Genomic DNA, 24,899 nt, shown 5'->3' with positions numbered 1-24,899 from the left:
TTTCTGTAGCAATAGCCACAAAATGGCTATTGCTCATTATCTTACAGATGCGCCTGCACTTGGTTAAACAGCTTTTCAAAAGCACCCGGATTGTTCATTGCCATGTCGGCTAAAATCTTGCGATCTAACTCAATATTGGCACTTTTGAGAGCGTGCATGAACTTGGAATAGCTGGTATTGTGCAAGTGGCAAGCCGCATTGATGCGCACAATCCATAGACTCCTAAAAGTGCGTTTCTTTTGTTTGCGATCCCTAAAGGCATAACACAAACTGCGTTCTAATTGCTCTTTGGCCTTCCTAAAATGCTTCCTACGCCCGCTGTAAAATCCACGGGCTTGCTTTAAAACTTTTTTATGCCGTCTGCGGCGCACAACGCCTGTTTTGACTCTCATTTTTTTCCTTTACCTTTTGAGGTGTGTTGATCTTAACCCTTTTTAGCTTGCGCTTGGAGGGGGAAAACTTAAGCTAGCGACACAACATGCTTGCCACAGCGTGCATGTTGGTGCTATGCACATAGTGGGGTGCGTTGAGATTAGCCTTGCGTTGGGGGCTTTTTTTGGTCAAAATGTGGCTTTTAAAAGCACTCCCGCGTTTGATGAGATTTTTTTTCACCTTAAAACGCTTGGCTGCCCCACGATTGGTCTTCATCTTAGGCATCTGCTCTCCTTTCATAAATTTATTTCTTTTGAGGCACAAAAAGCCACATCACAAAACGCCCCTCGCTCTTGGGCTCTTTTTGCGCATCGGCAATATCACTCATCATGTCTCTCACCCGCTCAAGCACGCTCAAGCCCGCCTTGGGGTCGTTACTCTCTCTACCTTTAAGCACCACCTTAAACTTCACATGCTTGCCCTCTTCAATGAACTCCCGAGCATGCTTGATCTTGTAGTTGATGTCATTTTGGGCGATCTGGGTGGAGAGTTTGATCTCCTTGATCTCAATCTGCTTTTGCTTTTTCTTGGCTTCCTTGAGCTTCTTTTCGGCTTGGTAGCAATATTTGCCATAATCCATCACCTTACACACGGGGGGCTTGGCATTGGCTGCAATCAAAACCAAATCCAAGCCCTTAGAATGCGCGATCCTTAAAGCCTCTTTAGAAGATAGGATTCCAAACTGCTCCCCCCCATCGCCCACACAACGCACCTGCTTAAAATCAATCGCATCATTTAGCAACACTTCTTCTTTGCTCAAAAACTAACCTCTTGCATCTTACCCTTTACCATGTTGATTAATGCCTCCATTTTCATCGAATATTGTTTACCTAAAGCCCGATCCCGAATTGCTAGGCTTCGATCCTGCACTTCTTGAGCCCCAATGACACCAATTAAGGGCACTTTCTGCTTTTCTAAAGTCCGAATGCGCTTGCTTAAAGTCTCATTTCTATGCACCACTTGCACGAATAGCCCCAAATCCACTAGCTGATCTTTGAGGGCTAAAGCGTATTCTAGCTGGTCTTGTGAAACGGGAACTAAAGCAATTTGCACGGGCGCAATAAAAAAGGGAAAATTCCCGCCATAATGTTCGGTCAAAATCGCGATGAACCGTTCAAAAGAGCCCAAGATCGCACGGTGGATCATCACGGGTTGTTCCTCTAGGCTTTGCTCATTAGTGTAGCTCAGAGCAAAACGCGCAGGCAAATTCATATCCACCTGCACGGTCCCACATTGCCACTTACGCCCGATCGCATCGGTGATCTTAATGTCGATCTTAGGGCCATAAAATGCCCCCCCGCCTGCATCGATCTTGAAGTTAATCCCCTGCTTCTCTAAGGCTTGCCTTAGAGCATCTGTGGCTTGCTCCCACACTTGTGCGCTACCAATGTGCTTTTCTGGCTTAGTAGAAAGCTCCATTTCATAGGCAAACCCAAAAGCCCCCATCACTTTTTTTAGTGAATTCCAAAATGGCTTGCACCTCCGCTCTGATCTGATCAAAACGGCAAAAAATATGCGCATCATCTTGGGTAAATTCACGCACCCTTAAAAGCCCATGTAGAACCCCGCTTTTTTCATGCCGATGCACCACGCCATATTCGTAAAAACGCAAGGGCAAATCCCGATAAGAACGCAGGGCATGTTGATAGACCTTGATATGCCCAACACAATTCATAGGCTTGATCCCATATTCGATCTCATCGATGGTCGTAAAATACATGTTTTCTTTGTAGTTGTCATAGTGTCCGCTGGTCTGCCAAAGCGAGCTTTTCAAAATCTCGGGCCCCCGCACAGGCTCATAGCCATATTTGAGTAGGGCTTGGCTCAATAAATCCTCTAGGCGTTGCGCAAACGCATGCCATTGGGTAGCCATATGGGCAAGCCCGCCCCCAAATCCTCATTAAAGCAAAATAGTCCCAACTCCTGCCCTAATTTGCGGTGATCCCTTTTTTTGGCTTCCTCTAGCTGGGTTAAATAGGCTTTCAAACTCTCTTTTTTGGCAAAGGCGATCCCATAAATGCGTTGCAACATCTCCGCCTTTTCATCACCGCCCAAATACGCCCCGGCTAATTTGGTCAGCTTGAAGTGCTCTAAAAATCCCGTGTGGGGCAAGTGGGGACCTCTACAGAGATCTTCAAATCCACCTTGTGCATAGACGCTCAAACAATCCCCCTCAATTTTGGACATCACGGCGTGTTTGAGTGTATCATCTTTAAACCGTTCTAGGGCTTGCTTGCGGGTTAAATTGCTCTTGATGATGGCGTGTTTGTTTTTGGCGATCTCTTTCATTTTGGCTTCAATCACGGCTAAATCTTCCTCAGAGATTTTAGCTTGGGTCTTAAAGTCATAATAAAACCCCTCATCGACTACGGGGCCGACAAAAAATTGCGCATCGGGGTAGAGTTGCTTGATCGCTTGGGCTAGTAAATGCGCGCAAGAGTGCCTCAAAATCTCCAAAGCCTCGGGCTCCTCCCCAAAGGTGATGGGATCGCCTTGAATGCCTAAATCCTGTGCGCTCTGCAAATCATAGATAACACCCTCTTTTTTAACACCAATCACCTCTGCCAATTTGATCCTTTTATCTTAACATCCACTCGAGCCAAACCCGCATTGCACTTGTTTATCTACTTTTTCGGCTTGTGGGCCATCCATGGGTTGCAGACACCCGCTCAAATAGAGCGTACCCAAAAATACCAAAAACTTCACCATGCATAGCCCTTAAAAAAGCAAAAAATCGCCCCTAATTGTGCCACATAAAAGATAAACCTTTGTTTAAGGCGCAAGGTGTTAGAATGTGGCTTTTGATCTAAAAGGACTTGGCGTGGATGAACAAAGACAAAAGGCGTTGGATTTGGCGATCAAGCAGATTGATAAGACTTTTGGCAAGGGTGCTTTGATGCGTTTGGGCGACAAAGAAGTGGAACGTATTGAAGCCACGCCCACGGGCTCTTTGGGGCTGGATTTGGCATTGGGTATCGGGGGCGTGCCTAAGGGGCGTATCGTGGAAATATATGGACCCGAGTCCAGTGGGAAAACCACCTTAGCTTTGCATGTGATTGCCGAAGCGCAAAAATTGGGGGGTACTTGTGCTTTTATCGATGCCGAGCATGCCCTAGATGTCAAATATGCTAAAAACTTAGGGGTAGATACAGATAACTTGCTCATCTCCCAACCGGATATGGGCGAGGAAGCTTTGGAAATCCTAGAGGCTTTGGCACGCAGTGGGGCAGTGGATGTGATCGTGGTTGATTCAGTGGCGGCCCTCACCCCGCGGGCTGAGATTGAGGGGGACATGGGTGATCAGCATGTGGGCTTGCAAGCCCGCTTGATGAGCCAAGCTTTGCGTAAGATCACGGGTATTTTGCACAAAATGAACACGATTTTAATTTTTATCAACCAGATTCGCATGAAAATTGGCACGATGGGCTATGGGAGTCCAGAGACCACCACTGGAGGCAATGCGTTGAAATTTTATGCCAGCGTGCGTCTTGACATCCGCCGCATCGCCACGCTCAAGGCTAGCGAACACCCGATTGGCAACCGGGTTAAGGTTAAAGTGGTGAAGAACAAGGTTGCTCCGCCTTTCAAAGAAGCCGAATTTGATGTGATGTATGGCGAGGGGATTAGCTATGAGGGCGAGTTGATTGACTATGGGGTGAAGTTAGACATGGTGGAAAAAAGCGGGGCATGGTTTAGCTACTTAGATAGGAAACTAGGGCAGGGCAGAGAAGCGGCGAAGCTGACCTTGAGAAACGATCCCGATCTAGCTCTAGAGATCGCCAACAAGATCAAGGAAAAATTCTTCAATACGGATAGACATCCCGAAGTCTTTGATTGATGTGGGTGTGGCAGTCTATTTATTCATACCGGTGGGTGTTGTTGTTTTTTGGTGCATTGGTTGCGCTAGGCATTTACCTAGGTGGGTTATTTTTTGGAAATAACTCCTTTGAGGTGTTAAATGCGCTAGAACAGAGACAAGGGATGTTGCAAAGTGCCGTGCAGAACTTGCAATATGAAAATGCCAAACTCCAAAAACAACTCTTTGAACTCAAAGAACTAGAACCAAAGAAGTGAATATGTCCAAATGGCTGGGTATCTTGTTGGTTTTGAGCGTGTTGGGGGCTAGAGATAATCCCTTTGTACCCTTAAAGAAAGCCCAACGCGCCGATACCAAATTCCCTAAAGATGAGGTATTTGATTATTTTAAGTCCATTAAGGTTTCTTTGCCCACCACCGCTAGAGTCCTCTCTAAAATCACCATTTTCTACCAAGATTTGGATGGTACAACCCACACCCAAGAGGTGGATATTAACCAACACATCGACTGGCACTACCCGCTCAAACTCACCCAAGAAGGCGCGCTTTTACAACCCGAGAAGAGTACCTATAACATTGGAGGGTATGAGTTTTGGATTCGGGATAATAAACTTTATTTGAGGACGGCAGATAGTATCCAGCGATCCTTTGTGCTCATTAACCCCTATCGGCTCGTTATCGATATTGATCGCAAGGTAAAGGATTTGAGGCAGGAATTGCCCATCAAGCATAAATATGTCCGCAACATCGCCATTAACACCCATGACCACTTCTACCGCTTCATTATCACTTTAGATGGGCAATACCAGTATAAGATCGATCAAAAGGACAATTACCTAGTTGTCAATTTATATTAGAAGAAGGAAGCATGAAAACGAGATTTGTTTTTATCACGGGAGGGGTTTTGAGTTCTTTGGGCAAGGGAGTAGCCTCTAGTAGTTTGGCGTATTTATTAAAACTCTGTGCCTTTAAAGTGGATATTTTAAAGATCGACCCCTACATCAATGTAGATCCGGGCACGCTGAGTCCTTTTGAGCATGGCGAGGTTTTTGTAACTGCTGATGGGAGCGAAACTGATTTAGACATCGGACATTACGAGCGTTTTTTAAACAAGGACTTTTCTAAGGCAAACAACTTCACCACAGGGCAAATTTATTTGAGCGTGATTGAAAAGGAGAGAGAGGGCAAATACTTGGGCAAGACAATCCAAGTGATCCCCCACATTGTCGAAGAGATCAAGGAACGCATTTTAAAACTGGGGGAGGGCAAGGATTTTTTAATCGTGGAAGTGGGGGGTACGGTAGGTGACATTGAGGGCATGGTTTATTTAGAAGCCATTAGGGAACTTAGAAATGCTCTAGGTTCTAAACAAGTGGCCAATATCCATGTAACTTTAGTGCCCCTCATTGCCACCAGCCATGAACTCAAGACTAAACCCACCCAACACTCCATTATTGAATTACGCCGTTTGGGCGTGAGTGCCAATATCATTTTAGCGCGCTGTAGTCAAGATTTAAGCCCTGAGATCAAGACCAAGATTGCCAGCAGTTGCGATGTGTGTGTGGAAAATGTCATCCAAGCCAAAGATGCGCCCACCATCTATGCCTGCCCAACGCATTACTTGCAAGAGGGGCTTTTAGACGCGCTTTTTAGGCATTTTAACCTAAAAGCCTCTTTGGATCAACATGCCCTCCAGCAATGGGAGGACTTGGTGTATCACATCTTAAATCCGGAACGCGCGCTCAAAATTGGGTTCGTGGGGAAATATGTCCATTTGGGTGAGTCGTACAAAAGCTATTTGGAAAGCATGGTCTGTGTGGGAGCGCACTTAAAAGTGAAGGTCGAGGTGATCTTTATCAATAGCGAAGATTTGCAAAACCAAGAGGGCGAAAGCGATATGCAATTAAAACAACGCATCGCCCATACTTTGCAAGACTTGCAAGGGATTTTGATCCCGGGTGGCTTTGGGCATCGTGGAATTGAGGGCATGATTAATGCAATAACCTATGCTAGAGAAAACCATGTCCCCTTATTTGGGGTGTGTTTGGGGGCACAACTCATGGTCGTGGAATTTGCTAGGCATGTGCTGGGCTTGAGTGGGGCACACTCTAGCGAGTTTGACAAAAATGCTCCTCATAAGGTGGTGGATTTACTCCACAGCCAAGCTAACACCACGCATAAGGGTTCTAGCATGCGCTTGGGTACGCACAGCATCACCCTTAAAAAAGACTCCCAAATCGTCCAAATCTACAATGCTGAGAATATCTTAGAGCGCCACCGCCACCGCTACGCCATCAACCCTCATTATTTACAAGCCTATCAAGAACATGGCTTAGAAGTGGTGGCTACAAGCATCGATCACGACCAACAAAGCATTGTAGAGGCTTTGAGTCTGCGCAATCGCCCCTTCTTTTTGGGTGTGCAATACCACCCCGAATTCACCTCCCGCCTAATCGCCCCCAATCCTTTGTTTAAAGCCTTTGTGCAAGCTTGCATGTAATGCCCTTTATTGAGGAAGTTTTCACGCCCGAAGTCCCCACAAAGGCGGCTAAATTTGTGGCTGAGATTTTAGCTTGTAGCTCCAAGCAAGCCCAAAGCCATATCGATCGGGGGCGTTTATGCACCCTGCAAGGGCAAAAACTCCACAAGGCGCAAATTTTAGATCAGCCCGTGCGCCTGCTCTTTTTTAAACCCGCCCAAAAACCCGAAATTACTCCCATTTTCACCACCCCCTTTTTTGCTCTTTACTACAAGCCCAAAAACCTCTATAGCCACCCCAAAAACTACCACGCCCATAGTCTATATGAAAGCATTTATGCCTACAACTCCCAAGCGCGCTTGATCCACCGCCTAGATTATGAAACCAGCGGATTAGTCCTAGTGAGTCAAAGCAAGACACACGAAAACGCCTTAAGGGAGTTGTTTAGCTTGCGGCGTATCCAAAAGACTTATTTTGCCAGCGTGCAAGGGGATTTGCGTTTGTATGCTAGCGGGGCTTTTAGCGTGATCTTGCCCATTTTAGAACCAGCTAGCATACGGGGGGATTTGGGCGTGCGCTCTACAATCGATTCAAGGGGGAAATCCAGCGCGACCACTGTAGAAATGCTAAGCTATAACCCAAAGACCAAGCAAACCCACTTAAAAATCACGCCCCTAACCGGGCGCACCCACCAAATCCGTTTGCATTTAAGTACACTGGGGTTCCCCATTGTAGGCGAACCACTTTATACAGAAGATCACAAGGCGCGGGCATATTTGGACGCTAAGAAAGCAGACTTTTTAGGGGAGTGGGCTACTTGGCAAACCCACCTAGCCCTAGAGGCGGTGGGCTTAGATTTTAAACTTTTGGGGCTATCTTTTGCCCTACGCCTACCCCAACAACAATAAAAAGGAATCCCATGAAATTAGCGGTCTTTGATTTTGACTCGACTTTGGTTAATGCCGAGACTTTGGAGGTTTTAGCCCAAGCTTATGGGGTGGGTGTAGATGTAAAGAATTGCACGCTTAGAGCGATGGAGGGCAAGGCAGATTTTTATGAGAGCTTACTAACAAGAGTGGCTATGCTTAAGGGCATGGATGTGGGCAAGGCTAAAGAAATTTGCCAAAGCTTACCACTACATATAGGAGCGTACGAAGTGGTGCAGGGCTTGCACCAAAGGGGCTATAAGGTGGTGTCCTTGAGCGGGGGCTTTACATGGGCGACTGGGTTTTTTAAAGAGAAGTTAGGGCTAGATGGGCACTTTAGTAACACCCTACACACCAAAGAGGGGGTATTGAGCGGTGCAGTGAGTGGCCCCATGATGCGCGCCGACTCTAAAGCAGAAATGCTAGCCAGTTTGCAAGAGTTATTACAGGTTGAACACACCTTGGCTATAGGTGATGGGGCTAATGACATCAGTATGTTTAAATTAGCTAACTTGAGCATCGCCTTTAATGCCAAAGAGATCACCAAGAAAGCTGCCAGCGTGGTGGCACAAACCCTAGACTTGAGGGAGATTTTGGATTATGCTTAACTCCTAAGATAACCTACGGTTTTTGTTGTGTTTATGAGCATAAGCCCCTATTTTGTAATAACCTCTTTGATTCCATTAGTCTTGAATCACAGACTCCACCTTACCTACAATCTTTTCGTAAGTGTATTCTTTAATCGTATAGTGCAATTCTTGGGACATTTGGTTGTAATAATCTGGACTACCCAGTAAGGCATTGATTTTTGTAGCCATTTCTAGAGGGCTATTGATAATTAATTCTGCACATAAATCCCGGACATTGCCCACATCGGTGCAAATAAAGGGGATGCCAAATTGCATGCTTTCCAAAATCACCATCGGGAAGCCCTCTTCATGACTAGCATGCAAAAAGAGTGTGGCTTTTTTAAAAATCTCCAACACTTGCTCGCGTGGGAGTTGGTATAAAAAATGCACTTCTCTAGTGCCGTATGTGTGATCTAGCTGTGTTTTTAGAGTCTTGAGAGAATCGAGGGTATCCCCGGCATTTAAAAACCCCACAAAAACCAAAGGAATGTCTGCTTCACTGCGGTAGTAAGCCTCTAGCACGGCATCTTGACCCTTTTCCTTGTAGTAGCTTGAAACATTCAACACATAAGGCCCATCGCCCCAATTCTCTAGTAGGTTGTGTGTTGTGTTGTGTTGTGTTGTGTTGTGTTGTGTTGTGTTGTGTTGTGGGCACAAATAACTTTTTGGTAAGGTTTTAGGCGGGCAAATATCTTTTTCAAAAACCCCATTGGGCAACACATCAATGTTGGGGCAATAAGGTCTGAGATACTCATACCCATGGCTACGCTTGTGCAGGAAAAAGACCCGATCATAATCTTTTAAACATTGCTTGAGTTTGGCGCGTAACAAGGGAACATAGGCGTTTAATCTATAGCGTTCAGCACTATAGAGAATTTTTTTAGCCCAAAGTTTGAGATGTTGCACAAAGCCTTTGGGGCCACCATATATGAGCGCATATTCCCCGTGGGATCGCAAGATTTTCTTTTTAGCGGAGCACACAGGCAACAAATCAAAGGTCAGATCACTTGTCCAAGCCCAAATTCCAGAAGCGATGAATAGATCGCACTCAAAGTGATGCACAAAGTCCTGATAGAGTGCCACCTCACCCTTCCAGCCCTCTTTGTAATAAATGTCCATCTCGATCACAAACAAACGGGGCGCAATTTCAATGGCTTCTCTGCGTATCGAGCCACTAGAAACAATCGAGATGCCCCCCTCCCTTTTGAGCTGGAGCGGACCATAGGTGTTGTTTGTGATCACATAGACCACATGTCCGGCTTGCGCTAGGGCATAAGTGAGATTATAATCGGCGGTGGCCCTGCCCGCCTGTAGAGGGTAATATTGCTCGGTGCTGTAAAGAACAACCATTGGGTATCCTCAATCTAGAATGGATCATACCGGCATACTAGCTAAACTTAGATTAAAACCAAAATAGTGCTAATATTAACAGGTCTAGCAAGCCCTTGTGTTATAATCCCCTAAATTTTTGAATCCAGGATTCCTATGCGCGTTCTCTTTTGCACCAGCCAGTATTATCCCTTGCAACTAGGATGGGCGATGGCAGATTACAACTTGAGCCTAGCCCTTGCTAGGGCGGGACACAGCGTTTTTGTCTGCACCAGCAATTTGGACACTTTGGGGTTGCAAACCCTCCAATGGGAGGGCACAAAACACAGCATCAGCAGCGCAAACACCGCCAAAGAAGCCATAGAAATCGCCCCTAATCTGTTTGTGATTGGGTTTCAGATTTATACAGAAGGTGGCTACTTGACTAAGGGCGAGACTGCTGCTTACCGGGATTTTGTGGCCCATTTTGATTGCGATCTCTTGTTTTGCTCAGGCATTGCCAATGCCCACACCCTGCACTGGGCATGCGATCTGCTCTATGATTTGTTGCCCACCTTGAGAGTTAAAAAAGTATTAAGATTAGAAAATACTCCACCTATTTGGCAAGATTATTCATGGAAACGCCGTTTTAAAGAAATTGCCAAGATCTGCTTACTCGGCTTGGGCAAAGAAAAGAACTATTTTAGATGGCTCAAACGCACACTTGAAGCGCACCTTAAAGACTTTGATTGTGTGTTTTTCCTCAGCCAAGACACGCACGCTTACCGCACTCTAGCCCCACTTTGCTCCAAAATCGGTATTTTACCCCATGGGGTTTTACAGACCTATCCCCCAAAGAATTTGCAACTCCCCTTAATCGTGCCCACAGAACCTAGCGGGGATTTAGAAACCCTGATGCAAACCCCCTATTTGATCAGTGTCTCTAATTACAGCCTGCATAACAACCATGATCAAATTTTGCAAGCTTATTATTTAAGCCAAACACAAATCCCTTTGGTGTTTGTCGGGTCTTATAATGACGGGCGGGCTTTGGGCATGCTCAAAGCCCGCAAGCAAGATCTCGATGATCAACATGGCTTTAAGTCCGTGTTTTTCTTGCATTTTTTAGAACGCCCACAAGTCTTGGACCTCTTTGCCCATGCTACTTTGTTTTTGCACGCCGCCCCCCATCTGTGCTACCCCTTGGTGATCTTGGAGAGCATGCAATATGGCTTGCCCTTTGTGTGCATGGATATTGGGCAGGTCAAGCAACTTTGTGCCGATCTGGTGGTGCAAACCCCCCAGGAAATGGCACACAAAATCGATTCTTTGCTTAGCGACCCGCAACATTACCACCAAATAGCCCAGACTCTGCATGCCACGATTCAAAACCACACTTACGATCAGATCCTCCCCCAATTTTTAGAGGCTCTTAGCGCAGATGAGCGTAGCGTTTGAGAAACAGGCGGTAATAATAGTAACGGCGGGCAGTGAAGAAAACAGAGGGTAAAAAGCGGGTGAAAAATCGCACAGAGGGTTTATAACTACTCCCCCGCAAATCAGTTGGATCGTCCATTGTTGAGATAGTGTGGTATTTACCAAATTCTACACTAATGGGGATATAGGTTAGATTAGGGATTTTATGAGTATGCACTAAAGCCAAAAAGACATCTACGGGCTCATTAAAGTGCAAACTCGCGCTCACAAAGGCTTTTGCGGCCTTGGGAGTCAGATAATAGGCAGCTGTGGAGAGGACTTCAAAGAATGATAGATAAAAATGTTCTTTTAAAATCACTTCAACTTTGGGATCGGTGGGCAACACTTGCGATCCACCCATGTGGGCAATGGCCGATTTATTGGTCCTAAACCTCCAAAAACTACCAAACAAGCGCACAAAATCAAAGGGGCTTTGCACGCAATGCACTACACTTTCATAAAAATTAGGTTTGAGCACCACATCATCTTCCAAAATCACGATGGGGCGGTTAAGCTCAATGCACTTGAGCCACAGCATGTAATGGCTAGCATAACAACCCAGCTCCTCGGGCAATAGCTCCCGCCCGTGCATGCCTTTAGACCATTCGCTTTCTTTGAGCCATTCAGGAGAATAGGAGTTTTCAATCAATCCGCTTTTAAAATAATCGCTGTGCTTATCGATGGCATCAAAAATTTGGAATTGCAGTTTGAGATCGCCTTTTTGAGCGGGCGGGTTATCGATGATACTTTGGCAATGTGCGCGCCGGGGGTGATCTTTAAGCGAAACAAAATAAACAGGCAAAAGCATGGACATCCTTAAATTAATCAAAATCCCAAAATGGGCAAATCCCTAGCATTATAACTTAAAACCAGCAAGTCAAGACAATTAGCAACACTACCACACTTGTAAATAGCCATGTTTCTGTGGCAATTTTTAAAACTACTTAGGGGCATAGGCTTGTACTTGCTTGTTGTCCTTAGCCTCTAAATTCCAAGCTAAAGCCCCCTCCAAGAGAGTTTTGTAACCAGCAAGGCTCAGACCTTCTAAAAGCCCTATTAAGCTCATCTCATCTTTTGGATCAAAGATAAAGCCATTAACCCCCTCTTGTACCAGCACCTGCGCCCCGCAAGCACTGCTCACAAATACCGGCAAACCCACGGCTAAGGCCTCTTCCACCACCAAGCCCCAAGGCTCGCTCAAAGAGGGCAAATATTAAGCTATCAAAGCACAGATCAGAGCCCCCAATTGGTAGCTATTTTTCCACAAAGGGCGTTCTTGCAAATTGCCCGCAAAAAGGGTAATGTGCTCAAAGCGTACATTTTAAACCCTAAGGATCGCATCATCTAATGCTTGAGCCATAAAAGGGCTTTTTTGATATAAAACTTGGCTAAAATCCATTTCTCAATAATTTTTAACACTAGGGACGGGGCGATTTGGTGGCGTGCCTTGATCTGTGCCCATTCTTCAAAGACCTCACATTCTTTGTGCGTGCCTAGTCCTCCGGTGCGCCACCTAGCTAACACTTGCTCTTTAGGCAAAAAAGAAGGGAAGTTATGAAAACAACGCAACAAATGCTCATAATCCATGCTAAAGATCAAATTTTCGTCAAAGAGCCCATGGGTACCAAAGTAATCCCGGTGCGTTAAAAGTCCTTGGTGATGGATCATTTTGAAACGCAATAGGTTTTTATCAAAATTTTTGAGATAATCAGAGGTGTAGAGCACATCCCCTTGTTCATCCACGCGCGCCACCCGCGCACTAATGAGCATTTCTCCTTGCACACCTGCCATCACTTCTTGCAAGGCATTGGGGGCAACAAACCCATCACTATCGCCCTGAAAATTAATATAATCCCCAAAAGCCAGACGCACGCCCCGATTGAAAGCCTGCGCAATGCCATTATCTTTAAGACTCATAAAATAATCGATTTTGTTGGCATAAGTTTGCAAAATCTGCAAAGTGGTATCATTGGAACCCCCATCGATGACTAATAATTCCAAATTGCCATAACTTTGATCCAAAATGCTCTGCAAGGTCGCCTCTAAGAATTGTTGGCTATTCAGGGTTGCCATGATCACACTCACTAGGGGCTGATTAGGCACGCTGTGCTTGAAAAGCCCTTTAGTCCTTAAGCCCCCTTGCAGAGTTGCCCTAGGGTAGATAGCGAGTCGCTCAAAATGCTTAGAATCTTCTAGCTTGGGGGGCTGCTCAAAAAGTCTTGGAGAGTTATCCATGTAAAATGCCCTCATAAAGCGTAATGTATTTTTTTGCAATCACCTCTTGACTAAAATGCGCCTCTGCGTGCATGCGTGCATGCGTGCAGAGCTTAGGATAATCCGGGGTATTTAACACCCATTCAACCCCTGCCTTTAAATCCAGCACATCAAAGGGGCGGGCTAGATAGCCGTTTTCTCGATGCTTGATCACATCCAACAGCCCCCCTACACCAAAAGCCACAACCGGCGTGCCACAAGCTAGACTTTCTATCGCAACATAGCCTAAAGCCTCCTGACGGCTAGGCACGACCACTACATCCACCGCATTATACAACGCCACAAGGCTAGCGTTATCAGTGAGCTTCCCTAGGTAATGTGTCTTAAAGGGCAAGTGGGGCATATTATTGGGCGTGTCTGCTCCAAAGATCACCAGCTCGATTTGTTGTCCTTTAAGATGATGTAGGGCTTCTAGCAAAAGATCCGCACCCTTAATAGGATTACTTGTGTCCATAGCCCCAAAAGCCACTAGCTGGTGGGAGGTATCCAAGCCTAATAATTGTTGGCAAACTTGTTTGTCTAGGGGCCGGTAGTGGTGGGTATTGATCGGATTGGGGATGACCACATGGTGTTTGTCTTGGAGCAAGACACTCTGTCTAGCCCGCGTACTTATCCAGTTGCTCAACCCCACCACGTATAAATGGGAGATTTGCGCATACGCCCGTTTTTTCATACCAAAGCCAAGGGTGGCCAGATCGTAATCAAAGGGGCTATTTAAAATGCAGGAATGCCTATAGGCATGTTCGTTTTCATCACCATAATAATGATCCCCGCCACTAAAAGCCCACATGTCATGCAAACTCCACACTAGAGGTGCCGGGATTTTTGGTAGATCGTAGATGGGAATCACCCCACGCCCGATCCAATGCAGATGCACAATGTCGGGCCTGATCTTTTCAATGGTGCGCAACACCCCGCTAAAGGGCAACCAACCAATATTAAATGTGCCTCTTGTGCGCTTGGGGTAGAACAAAATCGGGGCTTTGTCCAAATAAGGGCGTAAGCGCGCCCAAGTTTTGCTAAGACCTTGCGGGCTTAAAATGCGATCATGGAGCATGCCCCCCCGTGTGTCTTGCACATAGACCAAACTATCCACTCGCTCTTGCAAGAGGGCACTATGCAAACGCAAGGTAGCTCGAGCTGCTCCTCCAGTGAGGGTGGCGTTTAAGTGTAGGATTTTCACAGAGTGGCGACCCTTTTGTTTTCACCATGGTAACATAGCAAGACCCGCATAGAACTTAAGCACTCAGGGTAAATGGAGAGCCCTTTGTGCTATGCTATAATAAGACCCCTAAGGCTTCAAGCCAAAAATTAATCAAGGGAGATAGGATGAAAAAATTTACGATAGCAGCGTTACTGGCATCTGCATTGTTACAAGCCAATAGTTTAGATACCACGAAGGTTAGCATGTCTTTTACCGCTTTTAAAACGGCTAAAAAAGTCGGTGTAGAAGGCACTTTTGACCATGTGCTTTACCGCTTTAACAAAGACACTTCCAGCGTGGCGCATATGCTGGATAAAGCCACCGCTACAATCAATGTCGCCCAAGTTAATCTGCACGATGAGCTCAAAACTAAAAATGTTAAAGAAGCGTTTTTTAACCAATTCAAAGATCAGAGTCTCAAAGTGACTTTTAGAAATGTGGTGGCTGGGGAAGATCAGGGGACCTTACTTGCTTCTGTGCGCATGAATGGTAAGAGCGTGAAAGTGCCCATGAGCTACACCATTAAAGATAAAGAATTGGTCGCTACGGGCGTGCTAGATATCATGGAATTTGGACTCAAAGATGCCTTCCATAAACTTGCCACCGCCTGCAGTGCCCAACATGAAAAATTAACTTGGTCTCAGGTGCAAATCACTTTTAAAGCTGGACTTAAAGACTAGCAATGGCTAAAAAAGAATTGGGGCATGCGCTCTTGCATAGCATCAATGATTTTAACGAAGCCAAACAGGTCATTGCGGGGGGGGTTAATTCCCCCGTGCGCGCTTTTAAAAGCGTGGGGGGCATACCACCCTTTATCTACAAGGGGCAAGGCTGTTTGTTGCACGATGTGGATGGGAATGTTTATGTGGATTTTGTGCAAAGCTGGGGTCCCTTGCTCTTTGGGCATGCTGATGCAGAAATTGAGGAGCGGGTGATTCAAACCTTGCAAAGGGGTTTTAGTTTTGGCGCGCCCACAGAGTTAGAGACCACTTTAGCTAAAAAGTTGGTTTTGAGCTATGAGGGCTTAGAAAAGGTGCGCTTGGTGAGTAGCGGGACAGAGGCGACCATGAGCGCGATCCGCTTAGCTCGGGCTTTCAGTGGTAAAGATGATATTTTAAAGTTTGAGGGCTGTTACCACGGGCATAGCGATAGCTTGTTGGTGGGGGCGGGGAGTGGGTGTGCGACTTTTGGCGTGCCCTCCTCTTTGGGTGTCCCACAAGATTTTAGCCACCATACTTTAGTGGCGCGTTATAATGATATTGAATCGGTCAAGGCTTGCTTTAGACAAGGCAATATCGGCTGTGTCATCATTGAGCCCATCGCGGGTAATATGGGCTTAGTGCCTGCTAAGTTGGAATTTTTACAAGAACTGCACACACTATGCCAACAACACCACGCCGTGTTGATCTTTGATGAGGTGATGAGCGGGTTTAGAGTTGCAGCGAATGGTTCGCAACATTATCACCATTTGGTACCCGATTTGGTTACCTTTGGCAAGGTCATTGGTGGAGGGCTACCCTTAGCTTGCTTTGGGGGCAGGGCAGAGATCATGGATTTATTAGCCCCTGCAGGGGGAGTCTATCAAGCGGGCACGCTGAGTGGTAACCCCGTGGCTGTGGCGGCTGGGATTGTGGCATTAGAAAAAATCCAACGCGATCCCAATCTTTATGATAGATTACAAGTCCTAGCCCAACGCTTTTGTGCCGGGTTGGAACAAGCCGGAGAGGCGCATGGTTTTAGCGTGCAAACTTGCGTGCGGGGGAGCATGTTTGGCTTTTTCTTCAGCACCCAAGAGGTGCAAAACTTTGAACAAGCTAAACAGAGCGATACTGGACTTTACGCCGCTTTCCACCAAAAAATGCTCCAAAAGGGCGTGTATTTAGCCCCCTCTGCCTTTGAGAGTGGCTTTATCTGCACGCCGATGGATCCAGACATCTTGGATCAATGTCTGCAAAAAGCGCGTGAGAGTTTTGAGGAGATAAGGCATGGAGTCTGATCCCAAATTTAAAAAGGTGATCGAGGGGGCGGATGCTTTGAGTTTGGGGATTTCCATCGTGGTGGCGATCTTAATTGGCATTGGGATTGGCTATGGTTTAAAGAAGCTGACGGGTCTAACTTGGCTCTTTTGGCTGGGCGTGGCTTGGGGGGTTGGGGGGGCCATCTTAAATGTCTATAAAGCCTACAAAAAGACTAAAAAATCCCTAGATGAGCTGGCTAACGATCCTAAATACCGCATTTTTAAAGACAAACCTTAATGTGCTTAAAATGCGTTTTGGTGTTACTAGCCTACCATGTTTTGTTGGTGGGGCTTGTGGCTCTCAAGTGGGGAGCACTGGGCGCGCTCAACTTTGGGGCTAGCTTTTGGGGCTTTTTCTTGATCTTGTTGGCGGGCTATCAAAAGCTTAAAGGCGTGTTGCAAAACACCCAAGCAGACAAAACACTCTCTAAATTTGCCCATTTTGCTTTGGGGGTGCAAACTTCTATTAGCTGGCTCAAATTAGGGGCTTATGCGCTCTTGCTTGTTTGCTTATTTGTGCTGATGGATTTTAAAATTTTTATGCCCCTGCCCTATCTTTTGGGCTTTTGGGCTTGCTTGATCGGGGTTTTGGCCTTGCGCGCCCTTAACAAGCTCTCAAAACGCTAGCTTAAAATTAACTCTTAAGCACTTTAGGATTATCCAACCATAGATCAATGAGCGCGCGCACGCCTCCCTCACCGCCGTTTTTAGTTGAAACCACAATCCCGCTTAAAGCTTTTAAATGGGGGTGGGCGTTGGCTACACAACCTTTGAACCCCACGCATTCGAGCACGAGCAAATCGTTTATGTCATCACCCACATAGGCCACTTGGGCAGGGGTGATTTTCTCTTGAGCGCAGATGTCTTTTAGGGCCTTTAATTTGCCCTCAGGGGTGCAACCTTGATGCAAAAAATCCATCTTCAAACGCTTGGCGCGGTGTTCCACAATTGGGGTCACCTCACCGGTTAAAATGCCTATCTTAATCCCCCTAGCTTTGAGTAGCTCAAAGCCGATGCCATCGGCAACGCTGAACTTTTTAAGCTGTGTGCCATCTTGGAGATAATACATCCCCCCATCGGTTAGCGTGCCGTCACAATCGCATAAAAAAACCTTGAAGGCGGCCATCTTTGTGCTCCTTTTAAAAGGTGGTATTGGGCGGGTATCTTAGCTAGCTTTTTGGGGGCTTGTCAAGCCTTAGGCTGTTGTGCCCAATTTGTGCCAATTTGTCTCACTTGTGGCACAGCCTAGGGGCTTGAAAAAACCACTTGGCTTTTCAAAGCTAAAACCCCAAGGGGGGGTCCAAAAAAGTTTAAGCCAAAAAGCGCGTCAAGAACGGGAAAATAAGAACTTAAAGAAAACCAAAACAAGGAGTGTTTATGCGATTTTACAACCGAAAGGGCAAGCTATATCTTGAGACCTACGAGGGCACCAAGCGGGTCCGCAAAAGCCTAGGGGTAGATGACACGCCCGATAACCGCGCGCTGATGTATGTTAAGCTAGGCGGGCAGGTGGATGGGGGCAAGATTGAGCGCGAGCGGCGCGCCAAATTCCAGCAGATCAAGAACGCCCACAGCACTAGCACCTTGATGTCCCCCATCAAAGTATCTAGCGTGGTGGATAAGTTTTTAGAGATGACCCTAAGCCTCAAACCCACCACCCAGCGCACTATGCGCGCCCACATGAGGCGCGTTTTAGAGCTTTTGGGCAACCCCACCTACATTGAGAGCATCAACAAGGAAAGCGTGTTGAACTTCTATATCGCCCTAGCGGGGCGGGGGTTTTCCCGCACCCACACCCGATCCCTCATCTCTTGTCTAAAAAACTTTTTGGACTTCTCAATGACAATGGACTACATCCAGGCCAACCCCTTTTTTAAGCGCCGTATCCAAACCCCAAAGCCGATGGGCAAGCAACCCTTAAGCCCAACAGAAGTTAGCCAAGTGCTAGAACTTTGCAAGGGGGATACGATTATGCGGATCTATTTGACCATCGCCTTTTTAACCGGCGCGCGGGTGGGCGAAATCTTGGCCTTGAGGCGTGGCGATATTGACTTGGAAAGGGGCACGATACGCATTGAACGCACCATCAGCGAATATGGCGAAATACTCACCCCCAAGACAGATAGCTCCAACCGCACCATCAGCATCCCCGCCTCTTTGCAAAACGCCCTCAAAGCCTACATCACCCAAAACGGCATTCAAGACGCCCTTTTCCCCAACCCCCCGGGGCGCGTTTGAACTTGCGCAAACAATGGCACCGCCTCTTAGAACAATGCGGGATTACCAAACGCCGTCTATATTGCACCCGCCACACCTTTGCAAGTATGATGCTTAGCTACGGGGGTAATTTATTGCATACCAGCGCGACCCTAGGGCACAACAACGCCCAGATCACCCTTAGCGCATACGCAGCCTACATCCCCAACCCCCAGGCCTCTTTTGCCCCGCTTGAAAACATCTCTCTAGGAGCTTACCAATGACGCACTCTGAACCCTTAATCACCAAATTTAACCCCGGTAGCAACTACTCTGTTGTGCCCAATGGGATTTTTAAATTGTCTTTAAGCCCGCAGGCCTTGGCCATCGTGATGTACATCAACCACCTACCCACCAATTGGGTTTTAAGCACTCTAGAGCTTTGTGAGGCCTTCAATCTCACACCTAACACGGTGAATAAATACATCCGCGAGTTGCGCCAAGCCGGGGTTTTGCAAATCACCTACAAACGATCCGCTAGGGGGCGTATCACCGGGATACGCCAGTGGATTTTGTGCATGCCCCAAGAGGCCCCCACAGATGAGGGCCCCCACCTTAAGCAAGAAAAAGACATAAGGTTGCAGTCCCCTATCACAGGGGGGTTTGACCCCCGCTATGCCGTCTCTAAGGGGATGCCCACCTTAACGCAAAAATTACACACAATAAAAGAAACTGTACACAAGAAACATGAAGAAACCAAAAGCGCGCACGCGCGCATGCATGTGTGTGAGGCCGTGAAAGGCTTTGACTACCAAAAGGGCATGAACGCGCCCCAGAAGAAACGCGCCTTTTATGAGGCTTTCAAAAACAAAGTCTCTTCCATCTTCAAAGCCCCCCGGCCCAAAACCCAAGTGCCCCCCTTTAGCCCAGAAGAGCAACAAGCCTACGAGCGTTTTGTGGCCCACCGTAACCACGCCCACCCGGTTAGCTACGAGCAAAAACGCGCCTTACAACGCCGCCTTTTAGAGCTTAAAAAAGAAGGGCATGACATCTGTTCGTGCATTGAAACCTCTATGCGCAGGGGCTTTAATGACGTCTTTCCCCCCAAGAGCAAGGCCACCCAGCAGGGCTTTTTGGATCGGCTTTTAGAGCAATACAAGGGCCTAGGCTTGAACGCGCAAAACGTTCAAGACGTCATTTGGGACGCGCTGAGCACCTTTGACAAGCTCATCCACACCTACAGGGGCCTAAGCCTTGGCAATATCGCTTGGGCCACCCTCAAGGCCTACAAGTCTTGCGAAAAGGAAAACTAGCGTGAAAAGGCCCAAAGAACACACGGGGAGCTTTTTTTTAGAGCCCCCACTCTTGGAGATTTTAGATGCGATCGCCCAGTTTGAGGGTCAGAGCCGTGGCGTGATCGTGGAATGCGCTATCCGCTACTTCTTACAGGGAGAAAAACATGATTGGCAGAAAAGCAAGCGCAATGCCTACAACAAAAAAGGTCCGCAAAAAGTTCATGCTCAAACCGCACATCATCGTCCGCTTAAAGGCCAGGGCAAGAAGGGATCACACCAGCCAAAACGCCCTCTTGCTAGAAAGCGTTTTAAGGGGCCTAGAAGCGTATTCCAACGAGAACCTCTATATCCGAGCCTATTTGCGCAACAATGCTCACTACAAGGCTTTAAAGGCCTCAAATGAGCTATGATCACAACCTTCTAGAAAAGTCCATTGTCCGATCGTGTACAGCCTATCCGCAATGGCTAGAAGAGTTTTTAGAGGGCATCCCCCTTGAAACTTTCGAGCCCCCCCACCAACAGGTGCTCAGCGCGCTTTTAGAGCTTAAAAACAAGAACAAGCCCATTAGCCTAGCGACCCTCATCCAGACCTTGGGGCAGGAATTTAGCACCAGCACGGCTTTCAAAGAGCTTTTCGAGGACCCCCGCATTGAGGCAATGCCCAGTTATTTGCACCTAAAAGATGACTTGCGCACCGCCCTTTTACTCAAAACCCAGCGCAAGCTTACAGAGGAGCTAGCCAAGGCCAACCTTAGTGGCGTGATCTTTGATATGGACTTCTTGGGAAAATTTGTCCGCCTAGAGAGCCACCGCCCCGCGCGCAGTTTTGCCGAATGGGCCGCCGAGTTTGCCAAGTCGCCCCCTTTGAAGAAGTTTCCCACGGGCATTAACTTTTTAGACCGCAGTTTAAAAGGGGGGATCACCGAGAACTCTTTAGTCCTCATCAGTGGGGATAGCGAGGCGGGCAAGACCACCCTAGGGGTGCAGATTTTAAGGCATTTGAGTATGGAGCACCGCGTGCTGTATTACTCTTTGGAATTCCCTTTGAAAAACTTTGTGGACACAATGAATCGCGTGCAAGAACAGATCGGATCGGCCATTTTTGATCCAGTCAATTTCCGCATGGATGATGGTGGCCTTAGCGGGCTAACCATTGATGAGCTAGTAGCGCAGATCAAGCAGGAGGCCAAAGAGGGGACTAAGGTGTTTTTGATCGACTCACAGATGATGATCCGCGTGAGTGCCGGGAGGCGCAGTGAAGAGGAGCAGACCAAGAAGTTTTTTAGACTAGCTGAGATCATCAATGCCCAGCTAGGGGTGGTTATCCTCTTCATTGTGCAAACCTCTAAGAGCGACCCAACCACCCCCTTTGACACCAAGTTAGGCGCGCACGCAGCAACCATCCATATAGGCGTGTCCAAATATAAGCAGTGGGACAACCCCAAGCAGAGGCCCTATATGCGCCGCATAGAGTTTTACAAGAACAAGCAAGAGGGGCTATTAAACCAGGCCATTTTTAGAGCCCACACCCCGCTTTTTATGCTCAAAGAGTGGATCAAAATCGACCCCAAAGACCCGCAAAAAGGCGAGAGGGCTTTAAACTTTGAGATCAACACAGAAGAACACACACAGGAGGAACCAGAATGAGTCAGAAAGAAACTTGCCAACAACTAGCCCGCGATTATATCACAAGTGGCGTGGGGGCTAGCTTTTTTAATCTTGTCTTTGAGGGCGAGGACATTTTTATCGAATTTGAAAACAAGGGAACCGAATTGGCCCTTATCAATAAGCAGACCACCCTAGTGATCCCCTCTAGCGCAATCTCTTTGCAAAACTTGCGCCACCTAATCCTTTTTATCCCAGTGGGCAAAGAGGTGGAAACGCCTTTAATTGGCTATCTAACCCCCAAGAAGAAAAACAGGGTGAAAGTGGATTTGCTCATCCCCTTAAATGACTTCTTGGGCTATTCGAGTGCCATTTTTGCGCTGTTTAGGAGCTTTAGGGGGGCTATTAGCGACAATGGGCAAGATGAACCCTACCACCTCACCTACACCCTCAAAGAGGGCTATATGGAAGAGTTAGCGGTGGTGGCCCTATGATCAAGGCAGAGAGCTTAGCGGCACTAAAAGAGAAGGCCGATATTATCGAATTTTTTTGCAAGCTAGGGCACACCCCCAAACGGGCCGGCAATGTGTTTTTAATGCATTGCCCGATCCATGTCCAAAAAACCATTTAACCTCATTCAAGGCATTTTAAGTTATTTTTCGCAAATTTTCTCATCGTGTTAAAACGCCAATGAAATTTTTACAGGGACCAACACTGCCCCGCTATCCCTTAGGGTTTGCACCGCGTCAGGGAATACTTTTCTTAAAATGCCGATTGCGCCGTTAATGTCCGCATTTAGGGCTTTGCCCGTGCTGGATTTAAACAGCCCCCGCTTCACCCGTTTGCCTAAATAGTCATCGTGGTGTTGCATGGGCTCGTTTGCCAAGTGGTCGCATTTGCTCGTGTAGCTCTCCTCTGTGGTGTGTAGAGTGATGCCCGCTAAAGCGCATTTGTAGGCTAGTTTGTTAATAAAGAACTCATGGGGGACGCTCGTGAAGTTTTGATTTATCCTTTTGCCTAGCCCTAGCTTTTGCTTCCACCCGTCATTATTGCCAACCACAATCGTGGCAATGCCATTTTTTAAACAATGCGCCACCACATAATGGCTCGCCTTGTGCATGAAGTCGTTTAATTTGCACTCCCGCCATAGGGCTAACTTGCCTAAGCGTTTCGTCCAAAAGCGGTTATTGGAAGTCTTGGCTTTGGCTTGATAATGGGCTTTAAGTTTGTTAAACCATTGATTGACCGCCTTAACCCCTCCGCCTTTGATAATAAAGGGCTTTGCTTGATTATCTATGGCAGTTACGAAGTTGTTAAGGCCTAAGTCAATACCCATGATGCCATCGCCTTGCACTTGTGGCGTTTGTGTGGTGTGCTCGTGGATCACTTCCACGATAAAGCAAGTGGTTTTAGGGATTAAGCGCACTTGCTTTAGCCTAGAAGTTTGGGGGTCTATCTTGGTGATGAGCCTTTTGAGATTAGCCTTTTCGGGGAATTTAATTTTTGTGATGCGGCCTTTAGTAAAACTGGTTTGCTGGTTTGTGAATACGCCTACAGCCACGCCCTCCTGTCCTTTAGGCTTGAATTTAGGGATTTTAGGGCGGGCTAGAAAGCTAGAGGGCTTTTTCTTATAGGCTTTCATGGCTTGAAAGTAGCTTTTCCAGTTTTGGCACAGCAGCATTAACACCTGTTGGGCGCTTTGGGCGGGCAAAGCCCTATAGTCTCTTTGATTTTCTTGAGTAAAACGCTTGATAAGTTCGTAAGCAGTAGGCAATTTAAAGCCCGCAAAGTAATGCTCTCTTAGGATAAAGTTCGCATAGTTGTAAAGATTTTTAGACAAATGGCAAAAGTCTTTAATGCGCCTAAATAGCGGATGTGCTGGTTTGATGATGTGGCGTTCAGTGAGAGTCATCAATCCTCCTTAATCGCATTGATGAGTTCTTGTTTCGCCTTACTTTCAATCAAAAGCTTCTTAGCAATCCTCCGTTTAGAATACATCTTCATAGAAAAAGAATGGATGGTTTGCATGATGTCCTCAAATAGTTCTTGTTCTAAACTTCTAGATTCACACTGATTAATGATGATGATTTTAGTCCCGTAATCGCTAAATAGCTTTTCCACCAATTCATAGCTCAATCTAGCTAAGCGGTCTTTATAAGAGACATAAACAGCCTTGATTTTAAAGTCCATCACCGCATTAAGCAGCTCCATAAATCCCTTGCGGTCTAAAGACATTCCGCTTTTAATGTCAGAATAGATATTATCTACAGATATCCCTTTAGCATTTAGAAAAGAAATACAGTTTTCTATTTGATTCTTTAGGTCCTGTTTCTGCTTCTTAGTGCTCACTCTAGCATAAATCACATTCAGCCTGCCGTCCTCTATACCAGCAATTTTATAAACGTCCTCAGCATTATACTTGTAATAACCATTAGGCTCTTGTTGGACTCGTATCTTCCCGCTTTTAACATACTTCCAAAGAGTAACACGGGATATTTTTAAAATCTTTAAGACTTCACTAGACTTCATTTAAGGAGGTTTTCCATAATTTCTTTGACGATTTTAGGATGCAAGATTTCACCAGAATGAAAAGGTAAAACCTGTCTAATCCGGCCTTTGATATAAATTCTATGGCTGCCTTTTTGTCTAGAAAAAATAAATCCATTTTTCAGCAATAGCTTTTCTGCTTCTTTTGCTGTGAGGCGTGGAAGTTCAGGCATTTAAAGCGACTTCAATAGGTGCTATAACGGAATCTTTCTTAGAAAGAAAAGCTAGCTCATCCGCTTCTAAAGTTTCCAAATAAAGCTCTATAGCTTCTTTGATGTTCTTTAAAGCTTCTTCGTAGCTTCCCCCCTGTGATACGCATCCCTGCAAAGAGGGCACATAAGCAAAATACCCGTCCTCATCTTTTTCTATGACAGCATTTAAAAGCAAGACACACCCTTTAAATTAAGTTTCTTAGATTATATACATAATATACTTTTAAAATACTTAAATTGAAAACTTATCCATATTAAACACGATTTGAGTCAAAAATTTTACCTCTATGTCTTGATCATTGCAATCTTTTTGCTAGTAGTGGTCATGCCCCTATATTACCTCTTTTACCACAAAATCACGGGGAATATCCGCGCGCTTAACAAAGGGCTAGAAACAGCAAGATAAATTCTATAATATCCTATAATTCTCTATAAATTTTTTATATGATTTTAAGTTTCTAGGTGCTACTATGTTGGCATGAAT

At 46.3% G+C, this 24,899-nt stretch carries 32 protein-coding genes and 1 pseudogene; 18 read left to right on the top strand and 15 right to left on the bottom strand.

What is annotated here, in order from left to right:
* Positions 1-41: 41 nt before the first annotated feature.
* From rplT to EAO36_RS08885, 5 genes and pseudogenes are all read right to left on the bottom strand, one after another.
* Positions 42-392, bottom strand: coding sequence for a 50S ribosomal protein L20 (rplT, locus tag EAO36_RS00885; protein WP_120947490.1), 351 nt, complete (start codon positions 390-392; stop codon positions 42-44).
* 73 nt (positions 393-465) lie between these two features.
* Positions 466-657: a 50S ribosomal protein L35 gene (gene rpmI, locus EAO36_RS00880; protein ID WP_013890184.1), complete on the bottom strand. Its 192-nt coding sequence runs from the start codon at positions 655-657 to the stop codon at positions 466-468.
* A gap of 19 nt (positions 658-676) precedes the next feature.
* Positions 677-1,192, bottom strand: a complete 516-nt coding sequence (infC, locus tag EAO36_RS00875) for a translation initiation factor IF-3 (RefSeq protein WP_120955581.1) — start codon at positions 1,190-1,192, stop codon at positions 677-679.
* Positions 1,189-3,000: pseudogene (gene thrS, locus EAO36_RS00870) on the bottom strand (threonine--tRNA ligase). The gene infC and the pseudogene thrS overlap by 4 nt, the downstream one beginning before the upstream one ends.
* A gap of 15 nt (positions 3,001-3,015) precedes the next feature.
* Positions 3,016-3,141: a hypothetical protein gene (locus EAO36_RS08885; RefSeq protein WP_268877229.1), complete on the bottom strand. Its 126-nt coding sequence runs from the start codon at positions 3,139-3,141 to the stop codon at positions 3,016-3,018.
* Between the two features lie 112 nt (positions 3,142-3,253).
* On the opposite strand from EAO36_RS08885, the gene recA reads away from it, so the two are divergent.
* Genes recA through serB form a run of 6 tightly spaced genes read left to right on the top strand, consistent with a single transcriptional unit; the run spans position 3,254 to position 8,261 of the window.
* Positions 3,254-4,270 carry a recombinase RecA gene (recA, locus tag EAO36_RS00865; protein WP_120955605.1) on the top strand — a complete coding sequence of 339 codons (1,017 nt, stop codon included), beginning with the start codon at positions 3,254-3,256 and terminating at the stop codon, positions 4,268-4,270.
* A 35-nt stretch (positions 4,271-4,305) separates the two neighbouring features.
* On the top strand, positions 4,306-4,506 hold the full coding sequence (locus EAO36_RS00860) for a hypothetical protein (RefSeq protein WP_235852169.1): 201 nt from the start codon (positions 4,306-4,308) through the stop codon (positions 4,504-4,506).
* A gap of 2 nt (positions 4,507-4,508) precedes the next feature.
* On the top strand, positions 4,509-5,105 hold the full coding sequence (locus EAO36_RS00855) for an AMIN domain-containing protein (RefSeq protein ID WP_120955580.1): 597 nt from the start codon (positions 4,509-4,511) through the stop codon (positions 5,103-5,105).
* Between the two features lie 11 nt (positions 5,106-5,116).
* Positions 5,117-6,748 (top strand): CTP synthase, encoded by a 1,632-nt coding sequence (locus EAO36_RS00850; protein ID WP_120947494.1) that lies wholly within the window; start codon positions 5,117-5,119, stop codon positions 6,746-6,748.
* Positions 6,748-7,635 (top strand): pseudouridine synthase family protein, encoded by an 888-nt coding sequence (locus EAO36_RS00845; RefSeq protein ID WP_120955579.1) that lies wholly within the window; start codon positions 6,748-6,750, stop codon positions 7,633-7,635. The genes EAO36_RS00850 and EAO36_RS00845 overlap by 1 nt, the downstream gene beginning before the upstream one ends.
* Before the next feature lie 11 nt (positions 7,636-7,646).
* The gene (serB, locus tag EAO36_RS00840; protein WP_120947496.1) at positions 7,647-8,261 is read left to right on the top strand and encodes a phosphoserine phosphatase SerB; all 615 of its coding nucleotides are present in this window, start codon (positions 7,647-7,649) and stop codon (positions 8,259-8,261) included.
* Between the two features lie 75 nt (positions 8,262-8,336).
* Here the strand turns inward: serB and EAO36_RS08560 are convergent, their stop codons facing one another.
* Positions 8,337-9,632 (bottom strand): glycosyltransferase family 4 protein, encoded by a 1,296-nt coding sequence (locus tag EAO36_RS08560; protein ID WP_205586151.1) that lies wholly within the window; start codon positions 9,630-9,632, stop codon positions 8,337-8,339.
* Between the two features lie 135 nt (positions 9,633-9,767).
* Between EAO36_RS08560 and EAO36_RS00830 the strand changes: the two genes are divergently transcribed.
* Positions 9,768-11,048 carry a glycosyltransferase family 4 protein gene (locus tag EAO36_RS00830; protein ID WP_120955578.1) on the top strand — a complete coding sequence of 427 codons (1,281 nt, stop codon included), beginning with the start codon at positions 9,768-9,770 and terminating at the stop codon, positions 11,046-11,048.
* Here EAO36_RS00830 and EAO36_RS00825 read toward each other — a convergent pair.
* The 4 genes from EAO36_RS00825 to EAO36_RS00810 form a co-directional block, all read right to left on the bottom strand.
* On the bottom strand, positions 11,023-11,874 hold the full coding sequence (locus EAO36_RS00825) for a glycosyltransferase family 25 protein (RefSeq protein ID WP_120955577.1): 852 nt from the start codon (positions 11,872-11,874) through the stop codon (positions 11,023-11,025). The genes EAO36_RS00830 and EAO36_RS00825 overlap by 26 nt on opposite strands.
* 132 nt (positions 11,875-12,006) lie before the next feature.
* Positions 12,007-12,276 (bottom strand): glycosyltransferase, encoded by a 270-nt coding sequence (locus EAO36_RS00820; RefSeq protein ID WP_235852332.1) that lies wholly within the window; start codon positions 12,274-12,276, stop codon positions 12,007-12,009.
* A gap of 134 nt (positions 12,277-12,410) precedes the next feature.
* Complete coding sequence (locus EAO36_RS00815; RefSeq protein ID WP_120955576.1) at positions 12,411-13,301, bottom strand: glycosyltransferase family 2 protein; 891 nt, start codon at positions 13,299-13,301, stop codon at positions 12,411-12,413.
* Complete coding sequence (locus EAO36_RS00810) at positions 13,294-14,523, bottom strand: glycosyltransferase (RefSeq protein WP_120955575.1); 1,230 nt, start codon at positions 14,521-14,523, stop codon at positions 13,294-13,296. Before EAO36_RS00810 ends, EAO36_RS00815 begins: the two co-directional genes overlap by 8 nt.
* A 146-nt stretch (positions 14,524-14,669) precedes the next feature.
* Here EAO36_RS00810 and EAO36_RS00805 point away from each other — a divergent pair, with 146 nt between their 5' ends.
* The 4 genes from EAO36_RS00805 to EAO36_RS00790 are packed head-to-tail and all read left to right on the top strand — an operon-like array spanning position 14,670 to position 17,188.
* A complete protein-coding gene (locus EAO36_RS00805) occupies positions 14,670-15,224 on the top strand; it encodes a YceI family protein (protein ID WP_120947501.1) in 555 nt (184 codons plus the stop codon).
* 2 nt (positions 15,225-15,226) lie between these two features.
* Positions 15,227-16,540, top strand: a complete 1,314-nt coding sequence (gene hemL, locus EAO36_RS00800) for a glutamate-1-semialdehyde 2,1-aminomutase (RefSeq protein ID WP_162983239.1) — start codon at positions 15,227-15,229, stop codon at positions 16,538-16,540.
* Positions 16,530-16,799 carry an AtpZ/AtpI family protein gene (locus EAO36_RS00795; RefSeq protein ID WP_120947502.1) on the top strand — a complete coding sequence of 90 codons (270 nt, stop codon included), beginning with the start codon at positions 16,530-16,532 and terminating at the stop codon, positions 16,797-16,799. Before hemL ends, EAO36_RS00795 begins: the two co-directional genes overlap by 11 nt.
* A gap of 20 nt (positions 16,800-16,819) precedes the next feature.
* Complete coding sequence (locus EAO36_RS00790) at positions 16,820-17,188, top strand: hypothetical protein (protein ID WP_235852172.1); 369 nt, start codon at positions 16,820-16,822, stop codon at positions 17,186-17,188.
* 7 nt (positions 17,189-17,195) lie between these two features.
* Here EAO36_RS00790 and EAO36_RS00785 read toward each other — a convergent pair whose 3' ends face one another.
* Positions 17,196-17,687, bottom strand: coding sequence for a KdsC family phosphatase (locus EAO36_RS00785; protein WP_120955574.1), 492 nt, complete (start codon positions 17,685-17,687; stop codon positions 17,196-17,198).
* Between the two features lie 251 nt (positions 17,688-17,938).
* On the opposite strand from EAO36_RS00785, the gene EAO36_RS00775 reads away from it, so the two are divergent.
* Genes EAO36_RS00775 through EAO36_RS08420 form a run of 7 tightly spaced genes read left to right on the top strand, consistent with a single transcriptional unit; the run spans position 17,939 to position 22,287 of the window.
* Entirely contained in the window at positions 17,939-18,799 is an 861-nt protein-coding gene (locus tag EAO36_RS00775) for a tyrosine-type recombinase/integrase (protein WP_120955572.1), read from the top strand.
* A 2-nt stretch (positions 18,800-18,801) separates the two neighbouring features.
* On the top strand, positions 18,802-19,041 hold the full coding sequence (locus EAO36_RS00770; RefSeq protein WP_162983238.1) for a site-specific integrase: 240 nt from the start codon (positions 18,802-18,804) through the stop codon (positions 19,039-19,041).
* On the top strand, positions 19,038-20,069 hold the full coding sequence (locus EAO36_RS00765) for a winged helix-turn-helix transcriptional regulator (RefSeq protein ID WP_120947506.1): 1,032 nt from the start codon (positions 19,038-19,040) through the stop codon (positions 20,067-20,069). Before EAO36_RS00770 ends, EAO36_RS00765 begins: the two co-directional genes overlap by 4 nt.
* 1 nt (position 20,070) lies before the next feature.
* Entirely contained in the window at positions 20,071-20,454 is a 384-nt protein-coding gene (locus EAO36_RS00760) for a ribbon-helix-helix domain-containing protein (RefSeq protein WP_162983037.1), read from the top strand.
* Positions 20,451-21,698 carry an RAD55 family ATPase gene (locus EAO36_RS00755; protein WP_120947508.1) on the top strand — a complete coding sequence of 416 codons (1,248 nt, stop codon included), beginning with the start codon at positions 20,451-20,453 and terminating at the stop codon, positions 21,696-21,698. Before EAO36_RS00760 ends, EAO36_RS00755 begins: the two co-directional genes overlap by 4 nt.
* The gene (locus EAO36_RS00750) at positions 21,695-22,150 is read left to right on the top strand and encodes a hypothetical protein (protein ID WP_235852173.1); all 456 of its coding nucleotides are present in this window, start codon (positions 21,695-21,697) and stop codon (positions 22,148-22,150) included. The genes EAO36_RS00755 and EAO36_RS00750 overlap by 4 nt, the downstream gene beginning before the upstream one ends.
* The gene (locus EAO36_RS08420) at positions 22,147-22,287 is read left to right on the top strand and encodes a hypothetical protein (protein ID WP_162983237.1); all 141 of its coding nucleotides are present in this window, start codon (positions 22,147-22,149) and stop codon (positions 22,285-22,287) included. Before EAO36_RS00750 ends, EAO36_RS08420 begins: the two co-directional genes overlap by 4 nt.
* 48 nt (positions 22,288-22,335) lie before the next feature.
* On the opposite strand, the gene EAO36_RS00745 is transcribed toward EAO36_RS08420, so the two are convergent.
* From EAO36_RS00745 to EAO36_RS00730, 4 genes are read right to left on the bottom strand one after another with little or no spacing between them, the layout of a single operon-like run.
* Complete coding sequence (locus EAO36_RS00745) at positions 22,336-23,568, bottom strand: RNA-guided endonuclease InsQ/TnpB family protein (protein ID WP_120955570.1); 1,233 nt, start codon at positions 23,566-23,568, stop codon at positions 22,336-22,338.
* On the bottom strand, positions 23,568-24,185 hold the full coding sequence (locus EAO36_RS00740) for an IS607 family transposase (RefSeq protein WP_120955569.1): 618 nt from the start codon (positions 24,183-24,185) through the stop codon (positions 23,568-23,570). Before EAO36_RS00740 ends, EAO36_RS00745 begins: the two co-directional genes overlap by 1 nt.
* Positions 24,182-24,376, bottom strand: a complete 195-nt coding sequence (locus tag EAO36_RS00735) for a type II toxin-antitoxin system HicA family toxin (protein WP_120955568.1) — start codon at positions 24,374-24,376, stop codon at positions 24,182-24,184. Before EAO36_RS00735 ends, EAO36_RS00740 begins: the two co-directional genes overlap by 4 nt.
* Positions 24,369-24,590 (bottom strand): type II toxin-antitoxin system HicB family antitoxin, encoded by a 222-nt coding sequence (locus EAO36_RS00730; protein WP_120955567.1) that lies wholly within the window; start codon positions 24,588-24,590, stop codon positions 24,369-24,371. The genes EAO36_RS00735 and EAO36_RS00730 overlap by 8 nt, the downstream gene beginning before the upstream one ends.
* Positions 24,591-24,899: the final 309 nt, after the last annotated feature.

It is taken from the genome of Helicobacter mehlei (assembly GCF_003660265.1).
Classification (GTDB): Bacteria; Campylobacterota; Campylobacteria; order Campylobacterales; family Helicobacteraceae; genus Helicobacter; species Helicobacter mehlei.
Note: the sequence above shows the minus strand (reverse complement) of the source record. Positions and strands in the feature narration are given on the sequence as shown.